The 23,502-nt window shown below is 62.3% G+C and carries 24 protein-coding genes; 13 read left to right on the top strand and 11 right to left on the bottom strand.

All coding sequences use genetic code 11. From position 1 onward, the window contains the following. From ACS5Q8_RS18825 to ACS5Q8_RS18880, 12 genes are all read left to right on the top strand, one after another. Positions 1 to 1,971 carry a MacB family efflux pump subunit gene (locus tag ACS5Q8_RS18825; RefSeq protein ID WP_465159319.1) on the top strand — a complete coding sequence of 657 codons (1,971 nt, stop codon included), beginning with the start codon at positions 1 to 3 and terminating at the stop codon, positions 1,969 to 1,971. Continuing rightward, entirely contained in the window at positions 1,964 to 3,379 is a 1,416-nt protein-coding gene (locus tag ACS5Q8_RS18830) for an efflux transporter outer membrane subunit (protein ID WP_465159320.1), read from the top strand. The genes ACS5Q8_RS18825 and ACS5Q8_RS18830 overlap by 8 nt, the downstream gene beginning before the upstream one ends. A 136-nt stretch (positions 3,380 to 3,515) precedes the next feature. After that, positions 3,516 to 5,135 (top strand): alpha/beta fold hydrolase, encoded by a 1,620-nt coding sequence (locus ACS5Q8_RS18835; RefSeq protein ID WP_443700404.1) that lies wholly within the window; start codon positions 3,516 to 3,518, stop codon positions 5,133 to 5,135. Positions 5,136 to 5,242: 107 nt separating this feature from the next. Next, positions 5,243 to 6,010 (top strand): FadR/GntR family transcriptional regulator, encoded by a 768-nt coding sequence (locus tag ACS5Q8_RS18840; protein ID WP_276193723.1) that lies wholly within the window; start codon positions 5,243 to 5,245, stop codon positions 6,008 to 6,010. 242 nt (positions 6,011 to 6,252) lie between these two features. After that, on the top strand, positions 6,253 to 7,455 hold the full coding sequence (locus ACS5Q8_RS18845) for an ABC transporter substrate-binding protein (RefSeq protein WP_276193724.1): 1,203 nt from the start codon (positions 6,253 to 6,255) through the stop codon (positions 7,453 to 7,455). Positions 7,456 to 7,512: 57 nt separating this feature from the next. Then, a complete protein-coding gene (locus ACS5Q8_RS18850; RefSeq protein ID WP_046382793.1) occupies positions 7,513 to 8,373 on the top strand; it encodes a branched-chain amino acid ABC transporter permease in 861 nt (286 codons plus the stop codon). A 1-nt stretch (position 8,374) separates the two neighbouring features. Then, entirely contained in the window at positions 8,375 to 9,385 is a 1,011-nt protein-coding gene (locus tag ACS5Q8_RS18855; RefSeq protein ID WP_247406724.1) for a branched-chain amino acid ABC transporter permease, read from the top strand. Further along, entirely contained in the window at positions 9,382 to 10,131 is a 750-nt protein-coding gene (locus ACS5Q8_RS18860) for an ABC transporter ATP-binding protein (RefSeq protein ID WP_465159321.1), read from the top strand. Before ACS5Q8_RS18855 ends, ACS5Q8_RS18860 begins: the two co-directional genes overlap by 4 nt. Further along, a complete protein-coding gene (locus tag ACS5Q8_RS18865) occupies positions 10,131 to 10,826 on the top strand; it encodes an ABC transporter ATP-binding protein (RefSeq protein ID WP_465159322.1) in 696 nt (231 codons plus the stop codon). Before ACS5Q8_RS18860 ends, ACS5Q8_RS18865 begins: the two co-directional genes overlap by 1 nt. Before the next feature lie 13 nt (positions 10,827 to 10,839). Then, a complete protein-coding gene (locus ACS5Q8_RS18870) occupies positions 10,840 to 12,111 on the top strand; it encodes a Zn-dependent hydrolase (protein WP_465159323.1) in 1,272 nt (423 codons plus the stop codon). Beyond that, on the top strand, positions 12,104 to 13,510 hold the full coding sequence (locus ACS5Q8_RS18875) for an amidase (protein WP_443700399.1): 1,407 nt from the start codon (positions 12,104 to 12,106) through the stop codon (positions 13,508 to 13,510). The genes ACS5Q8_RS18870 and ACS5Q8_RS18875 overlap by 8 nt, the downstream gene beginning before the upstream one ends. A gap of 148 nt (positions 13,511 to 13,658) precedes the next feature. Next, the gene (locus ACS5Q8_RS18880) at positions 13,659 to 14,522 is read left to right on the top strand and encodes a LysR family transcriptional regulator (protein WP_426101371.1); all 864 of its coding nucleotides are present in this window, start codon (positions 13,659 to 13,661) and stop codon (positions 14,520 to 14,522) included. 56 nt (positions 14,523 to 14,578) lie between these two features. On the opposite strand, the gene ACS5Q8_RS18885 is transcribed toward ACS5Q8_RS18880, so the two are convergent. The 11 genes from ACS5Q8_RS18885 to ACS5Q8_RS18935 form a co-directional block, all read right to left on the bottom strand. Continuing rightward, on the bottom strand, positions 14,579 to 14,956 hold the full coding sequence (locus ACS5Q8_RS18885; protein WP_046382783.1) for a hypothetical protein: 378 nt from the start codon (positions 14,954 to 14,956) through the stop codon (positions 14,579 to 14,581). A 2-nt stretch (positions 14,957 to 14,958) separates the two neighbouring features. After that, the gene (locus ACS5Q8_RS18890; protein ID WP_426101369.1) at positions 14,959 to 15,174 is read right to left on the bottom strand and encodes a hypothetical protein; all 216 of its coding nucleotides are present in this window, start codon (positions 15,172 to 15,174) and stop codon (positions 14,959 to 14,961) included. A gap of 252 nt (positions 15,175 to 15,426) precedes the next feature. Next, on the bottom strand, positions 15,427 to 15,789 hold the full coding sequence (locus tag ACS5Q8_RS18895) for a hypothetical protein (RefSeq protein WP_426101367.1): 363 nt from the start codon (positions 15,787 to 15,789) through the stop codon (positions 15,427 to 15,429). A 2-nt stretch (positions 15,790 to 15,791) separates the two neighbouring features. Next, complete coding sequence (locus ACS5Q8_RS18900) at positions 15,792 to 16,025, bottom strand: hypothetical protein (RefSeq protein ID WP_426101365.1); 234 nt, start codon at positions 16,023 to 16,025, stop codon at positions 15,792 to 15,794. Positions 16,026 to 16,057: 32 nt separating this feature from the next. Continuing rightward, positions 16,058 to 16,414, bottom strand: coding sequence for a hypothetical protein (locus ACS5Q8_RS18905; protein WP_465159324.1), 357 nt, complete (start codon positions 16,412 to 16,414; stop codon positions 16,058 to 16,060). A gap of 20 nt (positions 16,415 to 16,434) precedes the next feature. Next, positions 16,435 to 16,782 carry a hypothetical protein gene (locus ACS5Q8_RS18910; protein WP_465160369.1) on the bottom strand — a complete coding sequence of 116 codons (348 nt, stop codon included), beginning with the start codon at positions 16,780 to 16,782 and terminating at the stop codon, positions 16,435 to 16,437. Between the two features lie 20 nt (positions 16,783 to 16,802). Then, positions 16,803 to 17,165, bottom strand: coding sequence for a hypothetical protein (locus ACS5Q8_RS18915; protein WP_321847911.1), 363 nt, complete (start codon positions 17,163 to 17,165; stop codon positions 16,803 to 16,805). A 2-nt stretch (positions 17,166 to 17,167) separates the two neighbouring features. Next, positions 17,168 to 18,163 carry a hypothetical protein gene (locus ACS5Q8_RS18920; RefSeq protein WP_465159325.1) on the bottom strand — a complete coding sequence of 332 codons (996 nt, stop codon included), beginning with the start codon at positions 18,161 to 18,163 and terminating at the stop codon, positions 17,168 to 17,170. Between the two features lie 136 nt (positions 18,164 to 18,299). Further along, entirely contained in the window at positions 18,300 to 19,364 is a 1,065-nt protein-coding gene (locus tag ACS5Q8_RS18925; protein ID WP_276193735.1) for a lipocalin-like domain-containing protein, read from the bottom strand. Continuing rightward, positions 19,354 to 21,816: an FtsX-like permease family protein gene (locus ACS5Q8_RS18930; protein WP_465159326.1), complete on the bottom strand. Its 2,463-nt coding sequence runs from the start codon at positions 21,814 to 21,816 to the stop codon at positions 19,354 to 19,356. Before ACS5Q8_RS18930 ends, ACS5Q8_RS18925 begins: the two co-directional genes overlap by 11 nt. Before the next feature lies 1 nt (position 21,817). Beyond that, positions 21,818 to 22,486: an ABC transporter ATP-binding protein gene (locus ACS5Q8_RS18935; protein WP_465159327.1), complete on the bottom strand. Its 669-nt coding sequence runs from the start codon at positions 22,484 to 22,486 to the stop codon at positions 21,818 to 21,820. Positions 22,487 to 22,765: 279 nt separating this feature from the next. Between ACS5Q8_RS18935 and pmrG the strand changes: the two genes are divergently transcribed. Beyond that, positions 22,766 to 23,446: a lipopolysaccharide core heptose(II)-phosphate phosphatase PmrG gene (gene pmrG / locus ACS5Q8_RS18940; protein ID WP_443696156.1), complete on the top strand. Its 681-nt coding sequence runs from the start codon at positions 22,766 to 22,768 to the stop codon at positions 23,444 to 23,446. Positions 23,447 to 23,502 lie beyond the last annotated feature (56 nt).

Genomic DNA, 23,502 nt, shown 5'->3' on the forward strand with positions numbered 1-23,502 from the left:
TTGACCACGCCCCTGATCGAACTCAAGCACATCACCAAATCCTACGGCGGCGGCGACAGCCCGCAGGTCGACGTACTGCGCGGCATCGACCTGTCGATCCATGCCGGGGAATTCGTCGCCATCGTCGGCGCCTCGGGTTCCGGCAAATCCACGCTGATGAACATCCTCGGCTGCCTCGACCGCCCCACCGTCGGCGACTACCTGTTCGCCGGCGAAAACGTCGCGCACCTGGACAGCGACGCACTGGCCTGGCTGCGCCGCGAAGCCTTCGGTTTTGTGTTCCAGGGCTACCACTTGATCCCGTCGGGTTCGGCCCAGGAAAACGTCGAAATGCCGGCGATCTATGCCGGCATCAGCGCCGCTGAACGCCACGCCCGCGCCAAGGCCCTGCTCACGCGCCTGGGCCTGGCCGACCGCACCGGCAACCGTCCGCATCAACTGTCCGGCGGCCAGCAACAGCGGGTCTCCATCGCCCGCGCACTGATGAACGGCGGGCATATCATCCTTGCCGATGAGCCCACCGGCGCCCTCGACAGCCACAGCGGGGCCGAGGTCATGACCTTGCTCGACGAGCTGGCCAGCCAGGGCCATGTGGTGATCCTGATCACCCATGACCGCGACGTGGCGGCGCGGGCCAACCGCATCATCGAGATTCGCGACGGCCTGATCATCAGCGACTCGGCCAACAGCGCCACTCACGTCCCGGCCAGCGCCAACAGCGCGGCGCTGCAAGCCTTCGACCTGCGCCAGCGCCTGGCCGAAGGCGCCGAGCACAACGGCGCGTGGAAGGCCGAACTGATCGACGCGGTGCAGGCCGCCTGGCGCGTGATGTGGATCAACCGCTTCCGCACCGCCCTGACCCTGCTGGGGATCATCATCGGCGTGGCCTCGGTGATAGTAATGCTGGCGGTGGGCGAAGGCAGCAAGCGCCAGGTCATGGCGCAGATGGGCGCGTTCGGCTCCAACATTCTTTACCTCAGCGGTTCCTCGCCCAACCCGCGCACGCCGCTGGGCATCGTCACGCTCAACGATGTCGCGGCGCTGGCGGCGTTGCCGCAGGTCAAGCGGATCATGCCGGTCAATGGCAGCGACGCCGGCATCCGCTACGGCAACCTGGATTACCTGGCGTATGTGGGCGGCAATGACGTCAACTTTCCGCAGATTTTCAACTGGCCGGTGGTCGAAGGCAGCTACTTCACCGAGGCCGACGAGCGCGCCGGTGCCACGGTCGCGGTGATCGGCCATCGCATCCGCGAGAAACTGTTCAAGCACGTCAACCCGATCGGCCAATACATCCTCATCGAAAACGTGCCCTTCCAGGTGATCGGCGTGCTCGCGGAAAAGGGCTCCAGCTCCGGCAACAAAGACAGCGACGACCGCGTGGCCATCCCCTACACCGCCGCCAGCGTGCGCCTGTTCGGCACGTACAACCCCGAATACGTGACGATTGCCGCCGCCGATGCGCACAAGGTGCAGGAAGCCGAGCAAGCCATCGACCAACTGATGCTGCGCCTGCATAACGGCAAGCGTGACTACCAACTGACCAACAACGCGGCGATGATCCAGGCCGAGGCGCGCACGCAAAACACACTGTCGCTGATGCTCGGTTCGATCGCCGCGATTTCGCTGCTGGTGGGCGGCATCGGGGTGATGAACATCATGTTGATGACCGTGCGCGAACGCACCCGCGAGATCGGCATCCGCATGGCCACCGGCGCGCGCCAGCGCGACATCCTGCGCCAGTTCCTGACCGAAGCGCTGATGCTCTCGGTGGTCGGCGGCCTGTGCGGTATCGCCCTGGCGCTGCTGGTCGGCGGCGTGCTGATGCTGGCCAAGGTGGCGGTGCAGTTTTCCCTGGTGGCGGTGCTCGGCGCGTTTGGCTGCGCACTGGTCACCGGCGTTGTATTCGGCTTTATGCCGGCCCGTAAAGCTGCCCGGCTCGATCCGGTTAAGGCGTTGACCAGTGAATAAACCATCTCCCGCACCGCACGTGTGCGTATTCAGCCTGTGCCTGCTGCTCAACGCCTGCGCCGGCAGCCTGCCCGCCGTCGACAGCGGCATGGCCGCGCCAGCCGCCTGGCAGTACGCCGAGCGTGACGCCGCCCAGGCCAGCAACCAGCGCTGGTGGACGCAATTTGGCAGCCCGCAACTGAACCGCCTGATCGAACAGGCGCGCCGCGACAGTTTCGACGTGGCGGCCGCCGTCGCACGGGTGCGCCAGGCCCAGGCCAAGGCGGTGATCGCCGGCGCGCCGCTATTGCCGGAAGTGAAGTTCAACCTGTCCACCAGCCATGAGAAGTTACTGCGCGGCCAGGGCGGGCCAAACCTGGATGTAACGCAAAGCGATGACGTGGCCAACAGCTTCGGCGCCAACCTCAGCGCCAGTTATGAAGTGGATTTCTGGGGCGGCCGCGCCGCCGCACGGGACAGCGCCCTGCACGGCCTGCGGGCCAGCGCGTCGGACCAGGCCACCGTGGAGCTGACGCTGCTCGGCAACGTCGCCGACCGCTACGCGCAAACCCTCGCCGCACGCCAGCGCGAGCAGATCGCCGCGTTGAACCTGGCCAATGCGCGCACGGTGCTGGAACTGGTGCAGACGCGCTACGACGCCGGTTCTGCCACGGCCCTGGAACTGGCCCAGCAGCAAAGCCTGGTCGCCAGCCAGCAACGGCAAGTGCCGCTGATCCAACAACTGGCCGAAGAGTCGCGGATCACCCTCGCGGCCCTCCTCGGCCAGCCTGTCCAGGCGTTGGACCTGGGCACAGAGCCCTTCCAGGCACTCACCTGGCCGAGCATCGGCGCGGGCGTGCCCAGCCAGTTGCTGAGCCGGCGCCCCGACCTGGCCAAGGCCGAGGCCGACCTGGCGGCGGCGCAAGCGGATGTTCGCGTTGCCCGCGCGGCCATGCTGCCCGGTGTAACCCTCGGCGCGACCCTCGGCTCCGACGCCGGCAGAGCCTTGGAGATCCTGCGCAGCCCGTATTACTCGCTGACCGCCGACCTGGTCGCCCCGATCTTCAACAATGGCCGTTTAAACGCCGAACGGGACAAGGCCCGCGCGCGCCAGGATGAGCTGCTGCAGACCTATCGCGGGGCGATCATCAACGGTTTCGCCGATGTGGAAAAAGCCCTCAGCAACATCACGCGCCTGGACCAGCAGCGCCAATGGCAAACGCAAGAGCTGCAGGCGGCGCAGAGCGCTATGCGCATCGCCGAAAGCCGCTACCAGGCGGGCGCCGAAGATTGGCTGAGCGTGCTGGAAACCCAGCGTACCCTGTACGCAGCCCAGGACCTGAATGTGCAACTGCGCTTGTCACGCCTGCAAGCCAGCATTGCCTTGTACAAAGCGTTAGGCGGCGGCTGGGAGGCCGACATCCGATAAACGAAAGTCGCATTTCGTACACGCGCCGTTTTGTCCTCCTACATTTTTTCCCCCACGGTCCTTGGTAAAAAAGTCGTCCCGAATCAGAAGCCACAACAGTGGCTTCTTTTTCTCACACGACTGGCCAGGATCGCTGATGAACCCCCTTCCAGCTGCAAGCGCAATTACCTACCGTTGCCTGGTGCTGGTCGCAGCCCTGGCGCCCGCCAGCGCTCACGCTGAAGTGCCGCGTTCACCGTTCGGCATCGAATGGTTCCTGGACTGCCCGCAACCGGCGCTCGAACGTCTGGACCCAGAGGTCATCGAACGCACCCAATGCGGCATCGTCACTGCGCCACTGGACCATGCGGCGCCCGAGCGCGGTCGCATCAGCTTCGACATCACCCGCGTCGGCGCCAAATTGCCGCTGTCACGCCAGGGGGCGTTATTCGCCAACCCAGGCGGCCCCGGGCTCGACGCCGGCGGCGCCTTCGCCGTACACCTGGCCACCGTCTGGAAGCACTACGCCCAGCAACCCGACTGGGGCGACACCTACCGCCAGTTGGCCGATACCTACGATGTGATCGAAGTCACCCCGCGGGGCCTGGGCCGGCTGCCGGGGTCACGTCTGGAATGCCGCTCCGAGGGGCGGATCGTGCCGCAAGGGGATGTCAGCGAAGACCGCAGCGCGGCCAACCTCGCCGCTGCGCGCCAGAATGCCCGGTTGATTGCCCAAGCATGCGCCAGCCACCCGCTGACGCCTTACATCACCACCGAGCAAACCGCCCGCGACCTGGAATTTGTGCGCAAACAATTGGGCGAGTTGCAGTTCAACTACCTGGGCAACGCCTACGGCACTTGGCTCGGCGCCTGGTACGGCGGCCTGTTTCCAGCGAACGTGGGGCGCATGGTGCTCGATTCGAACATCAACTGGACCTCAACCTTCGAGCACGCCAGCCTGATCGTCGCCGGCGAAAAGGAGAAGATTTTCGAGCGCTTCGTGGCCCAACCCGCCGCCCTCGACCCTGGCGTGTATCAACTGGGCGACACGCCAGTCGCGGTGCGCCGTGTGTTCATGGAACTGCTGCCCAGCGTGCGCACGGCCCTGCGCTCCAGCAACCGCCTCTACAGCGACCCCACCGGCCTGATGAGCGCCCACCTGCTCAGTCGCTGGCTGCGGGAAACCCCCGACAGCGACGACCTGGCGCTCGAGGCGCGTGCCCGTGCGCATCGCTTCAGCCCCGACCCGGTCATCGAAGAGCGTGCCAAGTCGATGTTCAGCCTGCTGCTGCAACGCGTGCGCGAACCCTTGCAGGCCAACGTGCCGAAGCCTGGGCCGCTGCGCATGTCGGCCGCCGACTCGGTCAAAACCGCGATCCTGTGCAACGACTCGACCTACTCCAGCGAAGACCTCTGGCAGCAAAAAGAAACCGAATCGCTCACCAAGTACCCGGTCGCCGGCAGCGCCCTTGAGGCGCGCCAATGCACCACCTGGCCGCGAAACCACAGCCGGGGCTTGCCCTACAAGGAACTCGCGCGGCTCGACAGCCTGCTGATGGTGCAGGCCGAATTCGACGACCACACCCCGTCCACCGGCGCCGCCTGGGCCTTTGAGCGCACGTTCCCGGCGAGCCGCGTACAGCTGAAGAACGCCTATGCCCACGGGGTTTCGTTCAGCGGCGTGAGTGCCTGTGTGAACCAGTGGGTAGGCGATTATCTGATGCATGGGAACAAACCGCCGCGTTCGACGGTGTGTACGGACGCCACGGTGCAATGAATCTCCGTTTACGACCTTTCCATACCAGAAACGACACCCTGCGTTGACGCTACGGCCCAATCGTTATTAAGTGCTATTTATCCGCATTAATACGATAAATAGACACCATGCTCACTCGCCCGCTACGACGCAAACGCCAGAAGCTGTCCGACGTGATTGTCGAGTCGGTCAAGCGCTCCATCGTCACCGACGCCTTGAAGCCCGGCGACCGCCTGCCCACCGAGCGCGAGCTGATGGAAAGTTTCCAGTGCTCCAAGGGCTCGGCCCGCGAAGCGCTCAAGGCCCTGGAAGTCGAAGGCCTGGTCAGCACGCGCACCGGTCCCAGCGGCGGCGCCTACCTGAACCAGGCCGGCACCGAACCGGCCAGCCGTGCGCTGCGCAATTACCTGCACTTCCAGCATCTGGATGGTGAGCAGGTGTACCAATTGCGCAAGGTCATCGAAGTGGAACTGGCGGTGTCGGTGCTCGGGCGCCTGAGCGAGGACGACTACCAGGCCCTGCAGGCCAACGTGGACTTTTGCAGTGCGCCGGAAGACAGCGAGGCCGGCCAGCGCGAACAACGCCTGGCGGAACTGGAGTTCCACAACCTGTTGGCCAAGGCCTGCCCCAACCCGTTGCTGAGCTTTATGGCGCAGTTTCTCAACGACCTGCTGCGCGACCTGGTGGTGCTGAAAAAAGCCTACAAGCCCAAGCGCAAGCAGTTCGACGCGGCCAACCTCGACTATCACAAGCAACTGTTGAACGCCTTTCGCGCCGGCGATGAAAGCGCGGTGCGCAGCCTGATGCATGAACACATGTGCGACGCCGAACACCATATGACCGCCCTCGAAGGCCAGGTCAGCCCGCATTTTCTACTGGAGTTCGATCACTCTTAATAACACCCCAGATCCAATGTGGGAGGGGGCTTGCTCCCGATGAGGCCGGCACATTCAACCTCTATATCGACTGACACACCGCAATCGGGAGCAAGTCGAATCGTCGCACCGCCCCTCCCACAGTTGACTGCATTCCAACCCGCACACTGCGTTACCCCAATAAAAAAGCGCCTGCCCACAGGCCCTGCTCCACCGTATCGCCATTGCCACTCCTGCCAATAACTAAACCAGGGAGTCACCCCATGCAGCGTCGTACGTTATTGAAAGCCAGCCTCACCGCCGCCGCCGCCCTCAGCCTTCCGCTGAGCGTGCGTTCGGCATTCGCCGCCGAGCCCTTTACCCTTTATGGCCTCAAGTCCATGTCTGGCGCCTTTGCCAGCTATGGCAAGTTTGCCGACATGGGTTCGCGCCTGGCGGTGGCGCAGCACCCCGAGATTCTCGGGCGCCCGCTCAACTACAAGGTCATCGACACCGAAGGCAACGCGGGCAAGGCGGTACGCAAGGTGCAGGAAGCGATTGCGCAGGACGGCGCGCGGTTCTTCCAGGGCTGCACCTTGTCGTCATCGGCGCTGGCGGTGGCCAAGGAAGTCGACAAGGCTGGTGGCGTGTTCATGACCCCGGTGGGCGCCGATGAAGTCACCGGCAAAGACTGCAACCACGCGACCTTCCGCTGGTCGGTGCCCACCTACGGCGCAATCCGCGAAACCCTGGTGCCGCTGATCAAGCTGCTGCCGGACGCCAAGCGCTGGTACACCATCACCCCGCAATACGTGTTCGGCGAAGCCTTGCTCGAAGGCGCCAAAAACGTGCTCAAGGAACACGGCCTGGAACACGTCGGCAACAGCTACCACTCGCTGCAGGAGCAGGAATTCTCCGGCTACCTGACCAACGCCATCGCCACCAAACCTGACGTGCTGGTGCTGCTCAACTTCGGCAGCCAGTCGTCCAACACCCTGCGCCAGGCGGTCAACTTCGGGATCAAGGAGCGCATGAAAGTGCTGCTGGTATGGTCCGCCGGCCTCGACCAGTTCCAGGAACTGGGCAGCGACATACTCGAAGGCGTGTACCTCGGCGCGCAGTACTGGCACCAGGTCGACAGCCCGCTCAACCGCGAACTGGTCAAGCTGACCCAGGCTAAGTACGGCATCAACCCCACCTACCCGCTGGCCGCCGACTACATCAGCACCAAGGTCATGCTGGACAGCATCATCGCCACCGGCAGCTTCGACGGGCCGACCGTGGCCAAGGCCATGCAAGGCCTGAGTTTCGAGGGCCCCACCGGCAAGGAATCGATCCGCGCCGGCGACCACCAGGTGATCAAGGATTACTACCTGCTGATCGGCAAGGCCGCTGCCGACATGGCCGACAAGGACGACCTGGCCAAGGTGCTCAGCGCCGGCCAGTCATTCCCGCCGGTCGAGGCCACGGGCTGCACGCTCGCCTGACCCCCTGAATATTGCACCGCAGGGCCGCGCGAGCGGCGTCCTGCCGAGGGTTCCTGCATGCTCAATCTTTACCTGTTCCAGATACTCAATGGCCTTGGCCTGGGGATGATCTACTTCCTGATCGCGGTCGGGCTGACGATCATTTTCGGCCTGCTCAACTTCGTCAACTTCGCCCACGGCGCGTTCTTTCTGCTGGGCGCCTACATCTGCTACACCGCCGTGAGCCTCACCGGCAGCTTCTGGCTGGCGCTGCTGCTCGCACCGCTGGTGGTGGCCGCGCTGGCGTGGGTGATCGAGCGTTTGCTGATCCAGCGGATTTATCACTTGCCGCACATGTTCCAGATCCTGGTGACGCTGGGGATCGCGCTGATCATCCAGGAAGCCAGTGTGATGATCTGGGGCCCGGTGGGCAAAAGCGTCGCCGTGCCGGAACTGCTGCGTGGGGTGCTGGTGCTGGGTGATTTCGTCTACCCCTACTACCGCCTGTTCCTCATCGTGTTTTCCGGGCTGGTGGGCCTGGGCTTGTGGCTGCTGCTGGAACGCACGCGCTTCGGCGCACTGGTGCGCGCCGGCAGTGAAAGCACCGAAACCGTGTCGCTGCTCGGCACGAATATCTTCCGCCTGTTCTCCATGACCTTTGCCCTTGGCGTCGGCCTGGCCGGCATGGCCGGTGTGCTGTTCGCGCCGTTGCGCGGTGCCCAGCCCTTTGTCGGCCCGGAAATTCTCGGGATCGCCTTTGTGGTTGTCGTCATCGGCGGCATGGGTTCCTTCAGCGGCGCGCTGGTCGGCGGTTTGCTGGTGGGCGTGGTGCAAAGCCTGATGACCACACTCTGGCCCCAGGGTGCGAGCCTGATGATCTACGGCGCGATGGCCGTGGTGATTCTGGTGCGCCCTTACGGCCTGTTCGGGAGAGCCTGACATGAGCGAGAAAAACCCCCTGCCGTTCGCCAAGACTCAATCCAAAGCGATGTTGCTGTGGGTGCTGGCGGTGCTGATCGGCTTGCCGCTGATCTTGCCCTCGGCGACCCTGGCCAGCGAGATCCTGATCTTTGCTATGGCCGCCCTGGCCTGCAACCTGTTGCTGGGCTACACCGGGCTGTTGTCATTCGGCCAAGGCATCTTCTTCGGTGCCGGCGCCTATTGCGCGGCGCTGCTGATGATCCACCTGCAAATGGGCTTGTTCACGGCCCTGTTGGGCGCTGCGATTGCCGGCGGTTTCCTCGCGTTGCTGGTGGGCGCCCTGGCGATCCGCCGCACCGGCATCTACTTCGTCATGCTGACGCTCGCGTTCAGCCAGATGGCCTACTTCGTCGCCTACACCTTGAGCGACTGGACCGGCGGCGACAACGGCCTGCTCAGCGTGCCGCGCCCGGAGATCCGCATCGGCGACAGCGTGTTGCTGTCGTTGGCCGACGCCCGCGCGTTCTACGGTTTTGTCGCGGTGCTGTTCCTGCTGATCTTCATCGGCGCACGCCGCGTGATTGCCTCGCCGTTCGGCAGCACGCTGATGGCGATCCGCGAAAACGAAACCCGTGCCTCGGCCATCGGCTATGACACGCGCCACTTCAAGATCCTGGTGTTCGTGCTGTCCGGCGCGGTCACCGGGATTGCCGGCGCGCTGTACGCCATGTTGCTGCACTTTGTGCCGCTGTCGAATATCGACCTGGCGATGTCCGAGAACATCCTGATCATGACCATCGTCGGCGGCACCGGCTCGCTGTTCGGTTCGTTGCTCGGCGCCGGTTCCATCGTGCTGCTGGGGGATTTCCTCTCCGACCTGTGGCCGCGCTGGCTGATGCTGCTGGGGGTGATCCTGATCCTGGTGGTGATCTTCATGCGCGGCGGGTTATGGGGCGGCCTGGCGTCGCTGTTCGAGAACGTGCGCGGCCGCCGCAAAGCCGCCGTCGTCGCCAAGGAGCAAGGACTATGAGCATCCTGCTGGAAACCAAAAACCTGGAACTGGCCTACGGTGCGTTCCATGCGGTCAACGGCGTCAACCTCAAGGTCGAAGCCGGCACCATCCACACCATCATCGGCCCCAACGGCGCGGGCAAGACCAGCCTGTTCCACTGCCTGACCGGTGAACGCCAGGCCACCGCCGGGGCGATCCATTTCGACGGCCAGCACCTGATGCGCAAACCGGCCCACGCCCGCGTCGGCCTGGGCATGGCGCGTTCGTTCCAGCTCACCAGCCTGTTCCAGAACCTCAGCGTGCGCGAAAACCTGCGCCTGGCCGCCCAAGGTCGCGACGGTGTACGCGCGTTGAATTTCTGGCGCCGGGTCGAGAGCCAACGCGAACACCTGGAGATGGCCGACCAGGTGCTCGAACGCCTGCAACTCAGCGCGCGCGCCGCGACCCTGGCCGGTGAGTTGTCCCACGGCCAGCAACGGGTGCTGGAGGTGGGCATGTCGATCTGTTCCAAACCCAAACTGCTGATGCTCGACGAGCCCACCTCGGGCATGGGCATCGATGACATCCCGATCATGACCCAACTGATCAGCGACCTGGGCCGCGACCACACGGTGCTGTTGATCGAACACAACATGAGCATCGTCATGTCCATCAGCCAACGCATCACCGTGATGAGCCACGGCCAGATCCTGGTGGAAGGCACGCCCGAATTCGTGCGCGCCGATGAACGCGTGCGCACGGCTTATCTTGGGGAGGCTGCCTGATGCTGATCGTCGAAAATATCCATGCCTACTACGACAAGAGCCACGTGCTCGAAGGCGTGTCGTTGACCGTCAACCCCGGCGAACTGGTGACCCTGCTGGGCCGCAACGGGGCCGGCAAGACCACCACGTTGCGCAGCATCCTCGGCATCATCTGCCCGCGCCAGGGCCAGATCCACTTCAACGGCCAGCCGCTGGTGGGCCAGAAGATCTTTGAAATTGCACGCCAGGGCCTGGCGCTGGTGCCGGAGAACCGTGGGATTTTCCGCCTGCTCACTGTCGAGGAAAACCTGCGCATCGCCGCACGCAAGACCAGCCGCTGGCAGCTCGAAGACGTCTACGGCATGTTCCCGCGCCTCAAGGAGCGGCGCAAAAACGCCGGCCACGCGCTCTCCGGCGGCGAGCAACAGATGCTCGCCATCGCCCGCGCCTTGCTCAACGATCCCAAGTTGCTGATCCTCGACGAACCCACCGAAGGCCTGGCCCCGGTGATCGTCGACGAGTTGGTGAAGATCCTGCGCAAGGTCAAGGACGACGGCCTGCCGGTGCTGCTGGTGGAACAGAACCTGATGGTCTGCGACAAGCTCGCCGACCGCCATTACGTGCTCGAACAGGGCCGCGTGGTGTACGAGGGCAGCGCCGCCGCCTTCCGCGCGGACCCGACGATCAAGAACCGCTACCTGGCCCTGAGTGCCTGACCGGAGTTCGAAGATGAATAGCTGTGCACAACCGCTCCAGAGCAACGCCCCGCTGATCAACCGCGACCGCCTGTGGCAATCGCTGATGGACCTGGCCCGACTCGGCGCCACCGTCAAAGGCGGCGTGTGCCGCCTGGCCCTGACCGACCTCGACCGCCAGGCCCGCGACCTGTTCGTGCAATGGTGCGAGGCGGCCGGGTGCAGCGTCAGCATCGACGCCATCGGCAATATTTTTGCGCGCCGCGCAGGACGTAATCCGGCGCTGCCGCCGGTGATGACCGGCAGCCACATCGACACCCAGCCCACCGGCGGCAAGTTCGACGGCTGCTTCGGGGTGATGGCCGGCCTGGAAGTGATCCGCACCCTCAATGACTTGAAAATCGAGACCGAAGCGCCGATCGAAGTAGTGGTGTGGACCAACGAAGAAGGCTCGCGCTTCCCGCCGTGCATGATGGGCTCCGGGGTGTTTGCCGGGAAGTTCGACTTGCAGGACACCCTGGACAAACAGGACGACCAGGGCCTGTCGGTGGGGGCCGAATTGCAGCGTATCGGTTATGCCGGTTCCCGCGCAGTGCTGGGCCACCCGGTCGGTGCGTATTTCGAGGCGCATATCGAACAAGGCCCGGTGCTGGAAGACCAGGCCACCACCATCGGCGTGGTGATGGGCTGCCTGGGTCAGAAGTGGTTCGACCTGACCCTCAGCGGCGTCGAAGCCCACGCCGGCCCGACGCCGATGCACCTGCGCAAGGACGCCCTCGTGGGCGCGGCCGAGGTGGTCAGCGCGGTTAACCGCATCGCGCGTCAGCAGCAACCCCACGCCTGCGGCACGGTCGGTTGCCTGAGCCTGCACCCCGGCTCGCGCAATGTGATTCCCGGGCAGGTCCACATGACCATCGACCTGCGCCATCTGCATGCCGACAAGCTGCAGGCGATGGTCGATGAAGTGCGCGGCGTGATCGAAGCCAGCGCCACGCACCACGGCCTGACGTTCGAGCTGACCCCCACCGCCGACTTCCCGCCGCTGGACTTCCACCCGGCCTGCGTCAACGCCGTGCGCAACGCCGCCGGCGCCTTGGGCCTGAGCCATATGGACATCGTCAGCGGCGCCGGGCACGACGCGATTTTCGTCGCCGAACTGGGCCCGGCCGGGATGATCTTTGTGCCGTGCGAAGGCGGCATCAGCCACAACGAAATCGAAAACGCCGCACCGGATGACCTGGCGGCAGGTTGCGCAGTGTTGCTGCGCGCCATGGTCAATGCGGCACAGGGGATCGACCATGAGTGAGATCGGCCAACTGACGGCAGTGCAACTGCTGCAGCATTTTCGTGACCAGACCTTGTCGCCGGTGGAGGTCACCGAAGACGCGCTGCTGCGCATCGAGCGCTACAACCCGCGGGTCAACGCCTACTGCCATGTCGACCCCGAGGGCGCACTCAATGCCGCACGGGCCTCAGAAGCGCGCTGGCTGAAGGGCGAACCCTGCGGCGCGCTGGATGGCGTGCCAGCGTCGATCAAAGACCTGACCCTGACCCTCGGCATGCCCACGCGCAAGGGTTCGCGCACCTCTTCGGCCGACGGACCATGGGCGGTGGATGCGCCCTTCCCGGCCCTGATGCGCAAGGCCGGCGCGGTGCTGCTGGGCAAGACCACCACCCCGGAATTCGGCTGGAAAGGCGTCACCGACAACCCGCTGTACGGCATCACCCGCAACCCGTGGGACACGCGCATGACCACGGGCGGCTCATCCGGCGGCGCGGGTGCGGCGGCGGCGTTGAATCTGGGGGTGTTGCACCAGGGCAGCGATGCCGGCGGTTCGATCCGGATTCCCTGTGCGTTTACCGGCACCTTCGGCATCAAGCCGACCTTCGGCTATGTGCCGCAGTGGCCAGCCAGTTCGATGACGATCCTGTCGCACCTGGGGCCGATGACCCGCACCGTGGAAGACAGCGTGTTGATGCTGCAAACCGTCGCACAACCGGATGCGCGGGACGGCTTGATCGGCGCGCCGAGGACCACGCCCTGGTTGTCGGACGCAGCGGACCTGAAAGGCCTGCGCGTCGCCTACAGCCCCACCTTCGGCTACGTCGACGTCGACCCGCAAGTGGCCAAGGTAGTCGCCGAGGCGGTGGCGGGCCTGGTGCAGTTGGGCGCCCATGTCGAACAGATCGACCCAGGCTTCAGCGACCCGCTGGAGCTGTTCAGCACCTTGTGGGCGGCCGGCGCCGCCCGCCTGACCGGCCCGATGAGCGACGCGCAAAAACACCTGCTCGACCCCGGCCTGCTGCGCATCGCACAGCGCGGCGAGCGCTTGAGCCTGGACGATTTCAGCGCGGCCCTCGAAGCACGGGCAGCGCTGGTGGCGCGGATGGCGGCGTTCCATGAGCACTACGATGTGCTGGTGTCGCCGATGATGCCGATCACCGCGTTCGAGGTCGGGCACAACGTACCGCCAGGTTCCGGGATGCAGGAATGGATGGAGTGGACGCCGTTTACCTACCCCTTCAACCTGACCCAGCAGCCGGCGGCGTCGGTGCCGTGCGGGCTGGCGGCGAATGGCTTGCCGGTGGGGTTGCACGTGGTGGCGGCGCGGTTTGCCGATGAGACGGTGTTGCGGGTTTGCCAGGCATATGCCAAGGCATTCCCGACCGCCCCTCTGCCAGCCCCGATCACCGGAGCAGCGTAGATCCAACTGTGGGAGGGGGCTTGCTCCCGATGAGGGTGTGCCAGAACCCGCTCGGTCAACTGACACACTGCAATCGGGAGCAAGCCCCCTCCCACAGTTCTTGATCGCATTCCACTACAATAGGCCCCCATTCATCCCCGGGGGCTTCATGGACATCGAACTGGCACGCACTTTCCTCGAAATCACCCGCTGCGGCAGCCTGGCCGCGGCGGCCGAGAAACTGCACGTCACCCAGACCGCCATCACCGCACGCGTGAAGAACCTCGAAAGCCAGCTAGGCAGCACGCTGTTTGTGCGCAACCGCGCCGGTGCGCGCTTGACCGCCGACGGCGAGGCCTTTGTGGTGTACGCCAACCAGTTGCTGCAAACCTGGGAAGCCGCGCGCCGCGACCTGCCATTGCCCGAGGGCTATCGCAATGTGCTGCATATCGGCGGCGAGGTCAGCCTGTGCAACCCGTTGATGCTCGGCTGGGCGAAGGCCTTGCGCGAACATATCCCGGGGCATGCGCTGCGCACGGAAATCCGTGAAGGCGACTACCTGCTGCGCCAATTGGAACTGGGTGTGATCGACGCGGCACTGGTGTTCCAGCCGCAGTACTGGCCGGGGCTGCAAGTGGAGCAGGTGCTGGAAGAAAAACTGATCCTGGTGCAACGGGTGAGCAAGCCGACCCCATACGTGTATATCGATTGGGGCCCGGGGTTTCGCCAGCAGCATGACGCCGCCCTGCCCGACAAGGCCCGCGCCGCGCTGAGTTTCAACCTCGGGCCGTTGGCGCTGCAGTACATTCTGGAGCACGGCGGTGCCGGGTATTTCCGTACCCGAGTGGTGCAAAGCTACCTCGACAGCGGCGTGATGCAACGCGTGCCCAAGGCACCGGAGTTCAGCTTCCCGACGTTCCTGGTGTACTCACGGGCGCGGGATTCGGCGGTGTTGCAGCAGGCGCTGGAGTTGCTGCGCGGCGTGGTCAAGGCGGAAGCTGACTGGTCGCAACGCTGGGACCCGCTGATTTGAATGTTCGCGCCGGAAACTCGCACATCCCCCACCGGCAGCGAAGCTCGCTTCCACGTTCAAATTGGGATGTTGCACCACCTGCGCCAAACCGACCAAACCACCGTTGCGATAGCCCAAATGAACGCAAGGTAATAGGGCCACAACACCCAACGTTTGAGCGCTAAAGGAATAGACGCCAGTTCGGCTTCGGTCACAAGACCGGCTTTCACATGGCGTTTAGAGTCTGCAAGGTATTCAAAAATCAGCATCATGCGATATTGTCTGTCGATCCACTGGTTTCGTCGCCAAAAGCGCTTGTTGTTGCGAACTTCTTCGTTTTCACTGAAGTAACTTTCCAACTCGTCGAGTTTTGTATATTCGGCAAATAGCATCAGTCCCAAGACGACAAACATTCCAAAAAACCAAACCATCGTATATGCGAGAAAAAAATCCATGGTTAAGCCCCCTCTGGCTGGAATATCAAATCACCATCGATCTCTAGGATCTTTCCACCCAGAACCAAGCCGCATGCACGACGCGCTAATGCAGCGCCTAACCCTCCCAGCAGCCCCAGGCGCAGGTGATGATTCAATACATCAAAATGGTCAGCCTTATGGTGACTCGTACTGTGGCCCATCAGCCAGGATTGCAAACTACTGTAGTCGATTGTCATGTCGTTGATATATCCCCGCGCAATGCCTTACATCCTTGATGCAATGAAGTTGGCGTCGAAATACAGGCAAGCGAATTCCGTCCGAATACAAGCCCGAGGGGGCTCAATTACATTCAGGAAGTTGCCTACAAAAAAAGATCGGCGCCTACAGAAAGTGCTAATACCTGGTCATCTCCAGAGTCCCTTAAACCTCACCGGCCCTTCCAGTACGGAATACTCAGGTTCATCCAGGTGGCGGTGAAGACAGGTGAGCTACCATCGGTACCAAATGCCCCAAACGACTGATGCAGCCAGCCAAATAAAAGAAAGACGATACGGCCAAAGTGCCCAACGCTTGAGGGATATCGGGATTGAAGCCAGCTCTGCCTCAGTCACATCGCCCCTCTTTACATGCAGTTTTGGCATTCCTAACAATTGATTGATCAAGAGCATGCGCTGAAACCTGTCGATCCGCATATTTCTTCCCCAAAAACGCTTGTTATCGCAAACCAGCTTGTTTTCACTGAAGTAGCTTTCCAACACTTCGAGCTTTTTGCACTCGGCGTATAACATCAGCCCTACGCCAACCAGAGAGCCTACACACAGCAAAATACTAAAGACGAGAAAAAAATCCATAGTCAGGCCTCCTCGGATTGAAAGATAAAAACACCATCGTTCTCTATGATTTTGCCGCCTAGAAACCCCACCTTCAAACTGCACCGGCCCTTGCCAGTACGGAATATCCAGGCCTTCGGGTTGACAGCTTCAGTTATGGACAGCAGCGTTGTGCAGGGTTTGGGTTGACCCTCGCGGTCGCTCCAGGTGCCGGAGAGATAACCCGTACTGTCCTTTTTCCTTACGCGAAACAGCATCAACTGCTCAGGTGTAGGAAAACGAGCGACCACTAGAGCCAAGTGCACCAATAGCCCCAGCTAATAGCCAAAATCATCGCAAGGCAATATGGCCACACGGCCCAACGCTTAAGTGATAACGGAACGCAGGCCAACTCTTCCTCAGTCACAAGACCTTCTTTCACGTAGCGTTTTGACATTAGCAGGATATCAATCATCAGGCCCATGCGATGAAATCCGCCGAACCGCGGGTTTGGCCCCCAGAGTTGCTTACGTTTACGAACCTCTGCGTTTTCACTGAAGTAACTTTCCAGCTCGTCGAGTTTTGTACGTTTGGCAAAAAGCATCAGTCCCAGGACGACGAACGTCCCAATAGACATTACAAGGGTGTAAGCAAGAAAAAACGACATCGTTAAACTCCCTCCCTCTTTCAAATTGGGATGTTGCACCACCTGCGCCAAATAAAGCCAAGATAATAGGGCCATAGCGCCCAACGCTTGAGCGCTAAAGGAACAGACGCAAGTTCAGCCTCAGTTACAAGACCTGCTTTTACAAAACGTTTTGAATCTGACAACAACTCAAACATCAAAAGCAGGCGATACATTCTGTCAATTCGCTGGTTTCTTTTCCAAAATCGCTTATGGTAACGAACCTTTTCGGTCTCACTAAAGTAGCGTTCCAACTCGTCGAGTTTTCTATATTCAGCAAAAAACAGCAGTCCCAAGTTGACCAGCGCCACGGTAAAGAGCAAAACCGTGTAGGCAAGAAAAAACGACATCGTATCGTAGGAAATATCCATCACCACTTATACCAAACGGACCAAACGCCTAATGCAACAAGCCAGATATAAGAAATGCGATATGGCCACAACGCCCAACGCTTGAGTGCTATAGGAACAGACGCCAGCTCGGCCTCGGTCACAAGACCTGCTTTCAAAAAGGGTTTTGGGTTTGATAGAAAATCAATCATCAGGCCCATCCGATGAAATCTGTCGATCCGCTGATTTCTTTTCCAAAATCGCTTATGGTAACGAACCTTTTCGTTCTCACTGAAGTAACTTTCCAACTCGTCGAGTTTTTTATATTCGGCAAATAGCATCAGTCCCAAGAGGATAGACATCCCAACAAACAGCACAATGGTATAGGCGAGAAAAAAATCCATAGTCAGGCCCCCTCTGGTTGAAAGATCAAATCACCATCGATCTCTATGATCTTGCCGCCCAGAAACGCACCGCTATCCCCGCCTGCATTTCCTCCTATATACCCTCCCCCGGCGCCGCCAATAATTCCACAGGCCAACTCAGCGCGTCCTTTCGCGTAAACACCCAAAAAAACCGTACATATGCGACGCGCGGCTTTAGCTCCTACCGCCGTTCCCCAAGCCCCCCCCTCTACCCCGCCCGCCAGCCGCCCACTCTCCACATACTTCGCCCGCCGACACTGCGCCTCCCGCCCCACCACACACGCCTCCTTGATCTCCAAACCCGCTGCGCCCACATCCAGCGCCAACCCAACATAAGTACCCTTGCCCAACCACTTCGACGTCTGCGAAATCGCCTTCAACCGCTGTGCATACCCGGCGATCTCGCCTTTATTCAGATAGCTTTTGGTCGAAATCCCCAGCACCTTTTTCAGCGATTGATTGCCGCGCAACCCCGTGCCAAATCGTGCGGCACCGCGCAGTTGCGTGCCCAGCAGCGCCAGCAGCACCTGGCGCTGGCGGATAAACGCCTGGCGATCCAACCCGCCCGCTTTCAGGCGTTGATGCAGGCGCTCGATTTCCTCCAACGTGTTCACGACTTCATCCAGGTGCCGCGACCACGCCGATGTGGCACTGCCGATACCTATCGAGCCATACGTCAGAAGGCTCTGCAGCAGGTCGTAGTTATCGATCATCGTCTGTGCAGCCGCAGCGTCCAGCTCCAGGTTGCGATCAATTTCCTCGGCATAACGCACCCACCAGGATTCGTTCCAGGAACAACTGACGCTCTCCGTGTCTGGAACAATCACCATCCGCCCCGGCATCACCCACCCACGGCGCAGGTGATGATTCAACACATCAAAATGATCAGAGTGCTGGCGGCTCACGCCGTGGCCCATCAGCCAGGTTTTCAAACTGCTGTAGCTGATTGGCTTGTCGTTGATGTATCCCCGCGCCATGCCTTACATCCCGAATGCAATGAAGATGGCGTCGGAATATAAGCAAGCGAATACGGCCAGGACACAAGCCCGAGGGGGCTAAATCACATTTGGGAAGTTGCCTACGCAGAAGAGGATCAGTACCTACAGAAAAGTGCTAATACCCGGTCATCTCCAGATACCCAACCCCACCCTCAAACTGCACGGGTCCTTCCCAGTACGGAATATTGAGGTTCATCCAGGCCTTCGGGTTGACGGCTTCTGTGGTGATATCGAGCTGTTTGCCGGGAATTTTCAGCGACCAGCGTGTGGGAATACGCCGCCCGTCGATGGCCGTGGTGGCCAGTGGCGTAAGTTGGATATCGGCGTTGTGCAAGGTTTGGGTATGGCCCTCGCGGTCGATCCAGGTGCCGGTGAGATAACCCGTGCCGTCCTTTTGTCTTACGCGAAACAGCATCAACTGCTCGCCACGGTCCAGGTGCAGGGAAAACCAGTCCCAGCCGGTCTGGCTGGCGGCCAGGGGTTGGCTGCTCCACTCGCGGTCGAGCCAGGCCGGGCCCGTGACCTGGTAAACCTTGCCGTCGAGACTGATGCTGCCGTTGGCGGTAAAAAACGGCTGACTGTAGTAGTAAGAGGCCTGGCCTTGGTCGGACTTGCGGCTGTAGCCGTTGTCGCCTTGAAGCACCAACGGGCGACTGGACGTCAGGTGCAAGTCGTAGGCGAATTGCGCGCCACTGGCCTTGAGCTGCATGTCCGCCAAGGGGCCGGTTGCGCCTGGGCGGGTGGCGAAGTTCCAGTCGTCGATCCAGGCACTGAACGGCGCGGCCTGGGCCCCGGCCTGGCCGACGCCGCCACGGGCGTAGCGCTCGGCGGCGTAGTGCCGGGTGGCCGAGGTGACGGCGGCGTGGCCGAGCCAGATCGTTGAATCCTGCCAGCCCGATTGCGTCGGCCCGGCCTTGAGAGCATTGCGAAACAAGGTCCATTGCACGCCGAACACGTGGCCCTGAGCGTCTTTCAGGTTGGCGGTAACGTACCACCACTCGATACGAAAACCGGCGTGGGGGCCGTGGTCCTCGGGAAAATCGAAGACCTTGCCGGGCAGCACCTGGGCAAAATCTGCCGCCTCACTGCCCAGGCCGGCGAAACTTTCCTCGGGCGCGGGGGCTTTGTCACAGCCGCTCACCAGCAACAGAACGACGCACAGCAGCGCCTTAATCTTCATGGGCGAACGTCCTCAGCAAATCCGCCGGGCGACTGCGGTACAACTGCCACAGCGGCCATGCCGACGCCAGCAACGTGGCAAGCAGCGCCAACCCCAGCAGTTGCGCCAGTTGCCAGGGGAAAATATGCAATGGCAGGCGCCAGCCAAATGCCTGCACATTGATCACCGCATCCAGGCACCACGCCAACAGCAACCCCAAGGGCAAGGCCAGCAGTAGCGTCAGCACCGCCAACAACCAGGTCTGCCCCAAGTTGAGCAGCATCAATTGCCGGCGCGTCACCCCCAATGCCCACAGCGGTGCGAGTTGGCCGAGGCGGCTTTGGCTCTGGGTCAGCAGGCTGATGAACAGCGCCACGCCTGCCACGCCGAGGGTCAGGCTATTCAGCGCGGCGGTGGCGGCGAAGGTGCGTTCGAAGACCTGGCTCGACCAGCCTTTGAGTTGCTGCTGGTCAACGATACGGCTGTCGTCCAGGGCAAACTCGCGCTGCACTTCACGCACCAGCGGCGCCACGTTTTGCGGCAGTACGCGCAGGTTGAAGCGCGCCGGCGACAGCGTCGGCCAATGCGCCAACAGGTGCTGCGCATTGACCAGCACGTGGCCCTTGGGGTTGCCGTAGTCGGCGTAGATCCCCACCACCTGGGGCGACCACACACCCTCGGGCGTGGGAATGTCAACGGCGTCGCCGACTTGCACGTTCAAGCGCCGCGCCAGTTGCTCGCTGAGCATCAGCGTGTCATTGCGCAGTAATTGGTCCCACGGCGCACGCGCCGCTTGCAGCAACGGCCAGTGCTGGCGATAGGTCGGGGCGTCAACTACGCCGAACACATCCGCCGGCCAGCCCTGCAATTGCACGGCGACCTGCCAGGTGGGCAGCACCGCCTGCACCAGCGGTTGGTGCGTGAGCCAGGTATTCAACTGTTCGGCCTGGGCCGGGTTGTGTGGGTTGAGGTACAGCTCGGCGGTGAGGCGTTGTTCCAGCCAGTTGTTGAAGGTCAGGCGAAAGCCCGAGGTCATGGAGCCCGCGCCGATGTTGGCCGCCAGCGCCAACAGCAACGCCATCAGCGCCAGGCTCAAGGCCGGCAACTGTTGGCGGCAGTCGGCAAGAAACCATTGTCCGAGCACCGAGCGGCTGCGCCCCAGCAGCGCTTTCAACAGTGCATTGAGCAGCACCGGCAGCCCCAACGCGGCACCGAGCAGCAAGGCCGCCATTAGAACAAATCCAGCGGCCAGACTGTCGCCCCACCACAGCGCCAACAGCGCGATCAACAACGCCGCACTCGCCACCCAGCCCTGGCGCCGCAACCAGCGCCCATGGGCCTCATGCCAGGCCTGGGGATTGGCCAGCGCCAGCAACGGCAAGCGCGCCGCCCGCCACACACTGCCGGCGCCGGCGAGCAACGCACCGAGCAGGCTCAGGCCCAACCCGGCGAGCCACCACCAGGGGCTGAGGCTCAGTTGCCCCGGCACTTCGGCACCGTAGAGGCCGCGCAGGCTGGCCGCCACGTCCGGCAACAACACGCTGGCGAGCACATAGCCACTGGCGACACCGAGCACACCGCCAAGCAAGGCCAAGGCACCCAACTCCATCCCCAGGCCGAGGATCAACATCCGCGCACTCACCCCGCAAGCGCGCAAGGTGCGCAGCAGCCCGCGCCGTTGCTCCAGGGCCAGGCCGATGGCCGCATGGACAATAAACAGCCCGACCACAAAGGATAAAAAGCCCAGCGCGTCCAGGTTCAGGTGAAAGCTCTCGGTGAGGCGCGCGAGGTTATTGTCCTCGCCCTGCTTGAGCTGCAGTCCCGCCGGCGGCGTGGGATGGGCGGCGGCGAACGACTTGTCGAGCAGCAGCCGGGACAGGCGCCCAGGCATGTCCAGCAACGGTTGGGCAAAACCGATATCGGTCAGCAACATGCCAGGGGCCATGTCCGGTTGAACCTGCAACGGCGGCAGGGCTTGCCCGCTCGCCGTCAGCGGCCGTTCACCGGCCTGCAACCCCAGCGCCTGCAACGTATGCGGGGCGATCCAGGTACGCCCCGGCGGGTCGAAGAACGCGACCATTTGCGCCTGACTCAAGCGCTGCCCCGCCACCGCCCCGCTGCCGGGCAGCGACAGCGGATCGATGCCCATCAATTGCAGGCGCTGATCTTCATGCCCCTTGAGCAGCACCCGCCCCTGCACCACCGGCGACACCGGCCAGCCGGCGCGGCGCAACTCGGCAAACAGCGCCTGGGGGAAACTGGCAGCGTCCGGCGTGCTGAGGCTGGCCTGGGGTTCGCCGCCGATCAATTGACTGGCGCGCGCGTAGCTGTCCCGCGCCTGGCTGTTGAGCGCTTGCACCCCGGTCAGCAGCGCGGTGGCGAGCCACAGACCGGTCAGCACACTGAAAAACTGCACGGGATGGCGCCGCCAGTGGCTAAGCAACGCGCGTAACGTCCAATAGAACACCGCCATCTCAGCCAACGTCCGCAGGCAGGACGTGGCCGCGGTGCAACACCACCTGCCGGTCGAGCCGCGCGGCAATGCGCGGGCTGTGGGTGACCATCAACAGGCTGGTGGGGGTATCGCGCAACAGGTCCAGCAGCAGTTGCAGCACCTCATCGCTGGTGGTTTCATCAAGATTGCCCGTAGGCTCATCCGCCAACAGCAAGCCAGGTCGAGACGCCAACGCCCGCCCTACCGCGACCCGCTGCTGCTGGCCACCGGAGAGTTGTTCCGGGTAGCGCTTGAGCAGACCCCCCAGGCCCAGGCGCTCGACCAACTGCGCTTGCCAGATCGGATCAAACCGCCCTGCCAGGCGTGCCTGGAACGCCAGGTTGTCGTCGACACGCAAGCTGCCGATCAGGTTGAATTGCTGGAACACCAGGCCGATGTCAGTGCGTCGCCAATCGGCCAACTGCCGCTCGGTCATCTGATCCAGACGCTGCTCACCCACGCGGATACTGCCACCGTCGACGCGATCCAACCCGGCCACCAGGTGCAACAGTGTGCTTTTTCCGCTGCCGGACTCGCCCATCAGCGCCAGGCTGCTACGCTCAGCCAACTGCAGATCGACCCCGGCCAATACCGTCAGCGGGCCCTGCGCAGTGACGTAGCATTTATGGACACCTTGCACCTGCAACATGGGAATGCTCGCTCGCCAATGGACTGCAACCGAGGATAACGGCTGACCGACCTCGCCACGCAAATTTTTCACATGCATTTCACCGGTTACCTACCGATCACCGAATAAAGTGCCCGACAAGCGCCAATGACGCTCAACTTTTTAGTTGTCGGCACGCCTTATTTTTAACGCTCCAATTTTCAGCAAAAAGACAGCAACTGTATGACAGGCTCTTGCTCCACTAAGGGCACTGTCAAACAGTTGCGCCTGACTAATAAAAAGCTGCCTGACGTACCTACGGTGAATAGTGTGGTTAACCTGACCTTGACCAAACCGCGTTCGTATCAAACGCGAGCAAAACGTCTGAAAAAACTTTGGCAGGGCATTGCAGCAATCACCTTGCTCGGCGTGTTGCTGGCAGGTTTTCTGGCCTGGCCTGTGTCGCCACCGAACCTGGGCGCGGGCAATCGCCTGCTGACGTCAGGCCTGCTGACCAGCTGGCGCGAGGGTAATCTGGTGGTACTGGTGCGCCATGAAGAGCGCTGCGACCGCTCCTCCAACCCCTGCTTCGGACCCGCTGACGGTCTGACGGCCAAAGGGACTCAACAGGCAGCCGAAACCGGAAAAGCCTTTAAAACATTGGGCATGGAGCGTGCAGACGTGTTCAGCACCCCGACCACCCGTACCGCCCAGACCTCGCTGTTCATGTTTGGCAAGACCGAACTGTCGCCAGGCCCGCTGGCGATCTGCGGCGATGCCATGGGTGAAGAACTCCTCAGCCACAAGCAGCCTGGACGCAACCTGGTGCTGATCACCCACAGCGGCTGCATCAGTGACATCGAACGTGCCCTAGGCTACCCCCACGCGAAATCCACCGAATACGGCAGTGCATTGTTCATCAAGGTGCTGGGCAACGGCGAACTCAAGGCCGTGGGAATTATAAACAGCGGCGATTGGCCGGCGGCGCTCAAGCAACTTTAGACACTTTTCAACCGATACAAGAGGCGGATGTTCAGCCAAACGACAGCCAACTTATG

The organism is Pseudomonas sp. PAMC25584 (assembly GCF_058135675.1).

Coding starts and splice junctions, on each gene's coding strand:
- ACS5Q8_RS18835 (WP_443700404.1), top strand. CDS start 3,516: ATGAACCCCCTTCCAGCTGCAAGCGCAATTACCTACCGTTGCCTGGTG.
- ACS5Q8_RS18840 (WP_276193723.1), top strand. CDS start 5,243: ATGCTCACTCGCCCGCTACGACGCAAACGCCAGAAGCTGTCCGACGTG.
- ACS5Q8_RS18845 (WP_276193724.1), top strand. CDS start 6,253: ATGCAGCGTCGTACGTTATTGAAAGCCAGCCTCACCGCCGCCGCCGCC.
- ACS5Q8_RS18850 (WP_046382793.1), top strand. CDS start 7,513: ATGCTCAATCTTTACCTGTTCCAGATACTCAATGGCCTTGGCCTGGGG.
- ACS5Q8_RS18855 (WP_247406724.1), top strand. CDS start 8,375: ATGAGCGAGAAAAACCCCCTGCCGTTCGCCAAGACTCAATCCAAAGCG.
- ACS5Q8_RS18860 (WP_465159321.1), top strand. CDS start 9,382: ATGAGCATCCTGCTGGAAACCAAAAACCTGGAACTGGCCTACGGTGCG.
- ACS5Q8_RS18865 (WP_465159322.1), top strand. CDS start 10,131: ATGCTGATCGTCGAAAATATCCATGCCTACTACGACAAGAGCCACGTG.
- ACS5Q8_RS18870 (WP_465159323.1), top strand. CDS start 10,840: ATGAATAGCTGTGCACAACCGCTCCAGAGCAACGCCCCGCTGATCAAC.
- ACS5Q8_RS18875 (WP_443700399.1), top strand. CDS start 12,104: ATGAGTGAGATCGGCCAACTGACGGCAGTGCAACTGCTGCAGCATTTT.
- ACS5Q8_RS18880 (WP_426101371.1), top strand. CDS start 13,659: ATGGACATCGAACTGGCACGCACTTTCCTCGAAATCACCCGCTGCGGC.
- ACS5Q8_RS18885 (WP_046382783.1), bottom strand. CDS start 14,956: ATGGATTTTTTTCTCGCATATACGATGGTTTGGTTTTTTGGAATGTTT.
- ACS5Q8_RS18890 (WP_426101369.1), bottom strand. CDS start 15,174: ATGACAATCGACTACAGTAGTTTGCAATCCTGGCTGATGGGCCACAGT.
- ACS5Q8_RS18895 (WP_426101367.1), bottom strand. CDS start 15,789: ATGGATTTTTTTCTCGTCTTTAGTATTTTGCTGTGTGTAGGCTCTCTG.
- ACS5Q8_RS18900 (WP_426101365.1), bottom strand. CDS start 16,025: ATGCTGTTTCGCGTAAGGAAAAAGGACAGTACGGGTTATCTCTCCGGC.
- ACS5Q8_RS18905 (WP_465159324.1), bottom strand. CDS start 16,414: ATGTCGTTTTTTCTTGCTTACACCCTTGTAATGTCTATTGGGACGTTC.
- ACS5Q8_RS18910 (WP_465160369.1), bottom strand. CDS start 16,782: ATGTCGTTTTTTCTTGCCTACACGGTTTTGCTCTTTACCGTGGCGCTG.
- ACS5Q8_RS18915 (WP_321847911.1), bottom strand. CDS start 17,165: ATGGATTTTTTTCTCGCCTATACCATTGTGCTGTTTGTTGGGATGTCT.
- ACS5Q8_RS18920 (WP_465159325.1), bottom strand. CDS start 18,163: ATGGCGCGGGGATACATCAACGACAAGCCAATCAGCTACAGCAGTTTG.
- ACS5Q8_RS18925 (WP_276193735.1), bottom strand. CDS start 19,364: ATGAAGATTAAGGCGCTGCTGTGCGTCGTTCTGTTGCTGGTGAGCGGC.
- ACS5Q8_RS18930 (WP_465159326.1), bottom strand. CDS start 21,816: ATGGCGGTGTTCTATTGGACGTTACGCGCGTTGCTTAGCCACTGGCGG.
- ACS5Q8_RS18935 (WP_465159327.1), bottom strand. CDS start 22,486: ATGTTGCAGGTGCAAGGTGTCCATAAATGCTACGTCACTGCGCAGGGC.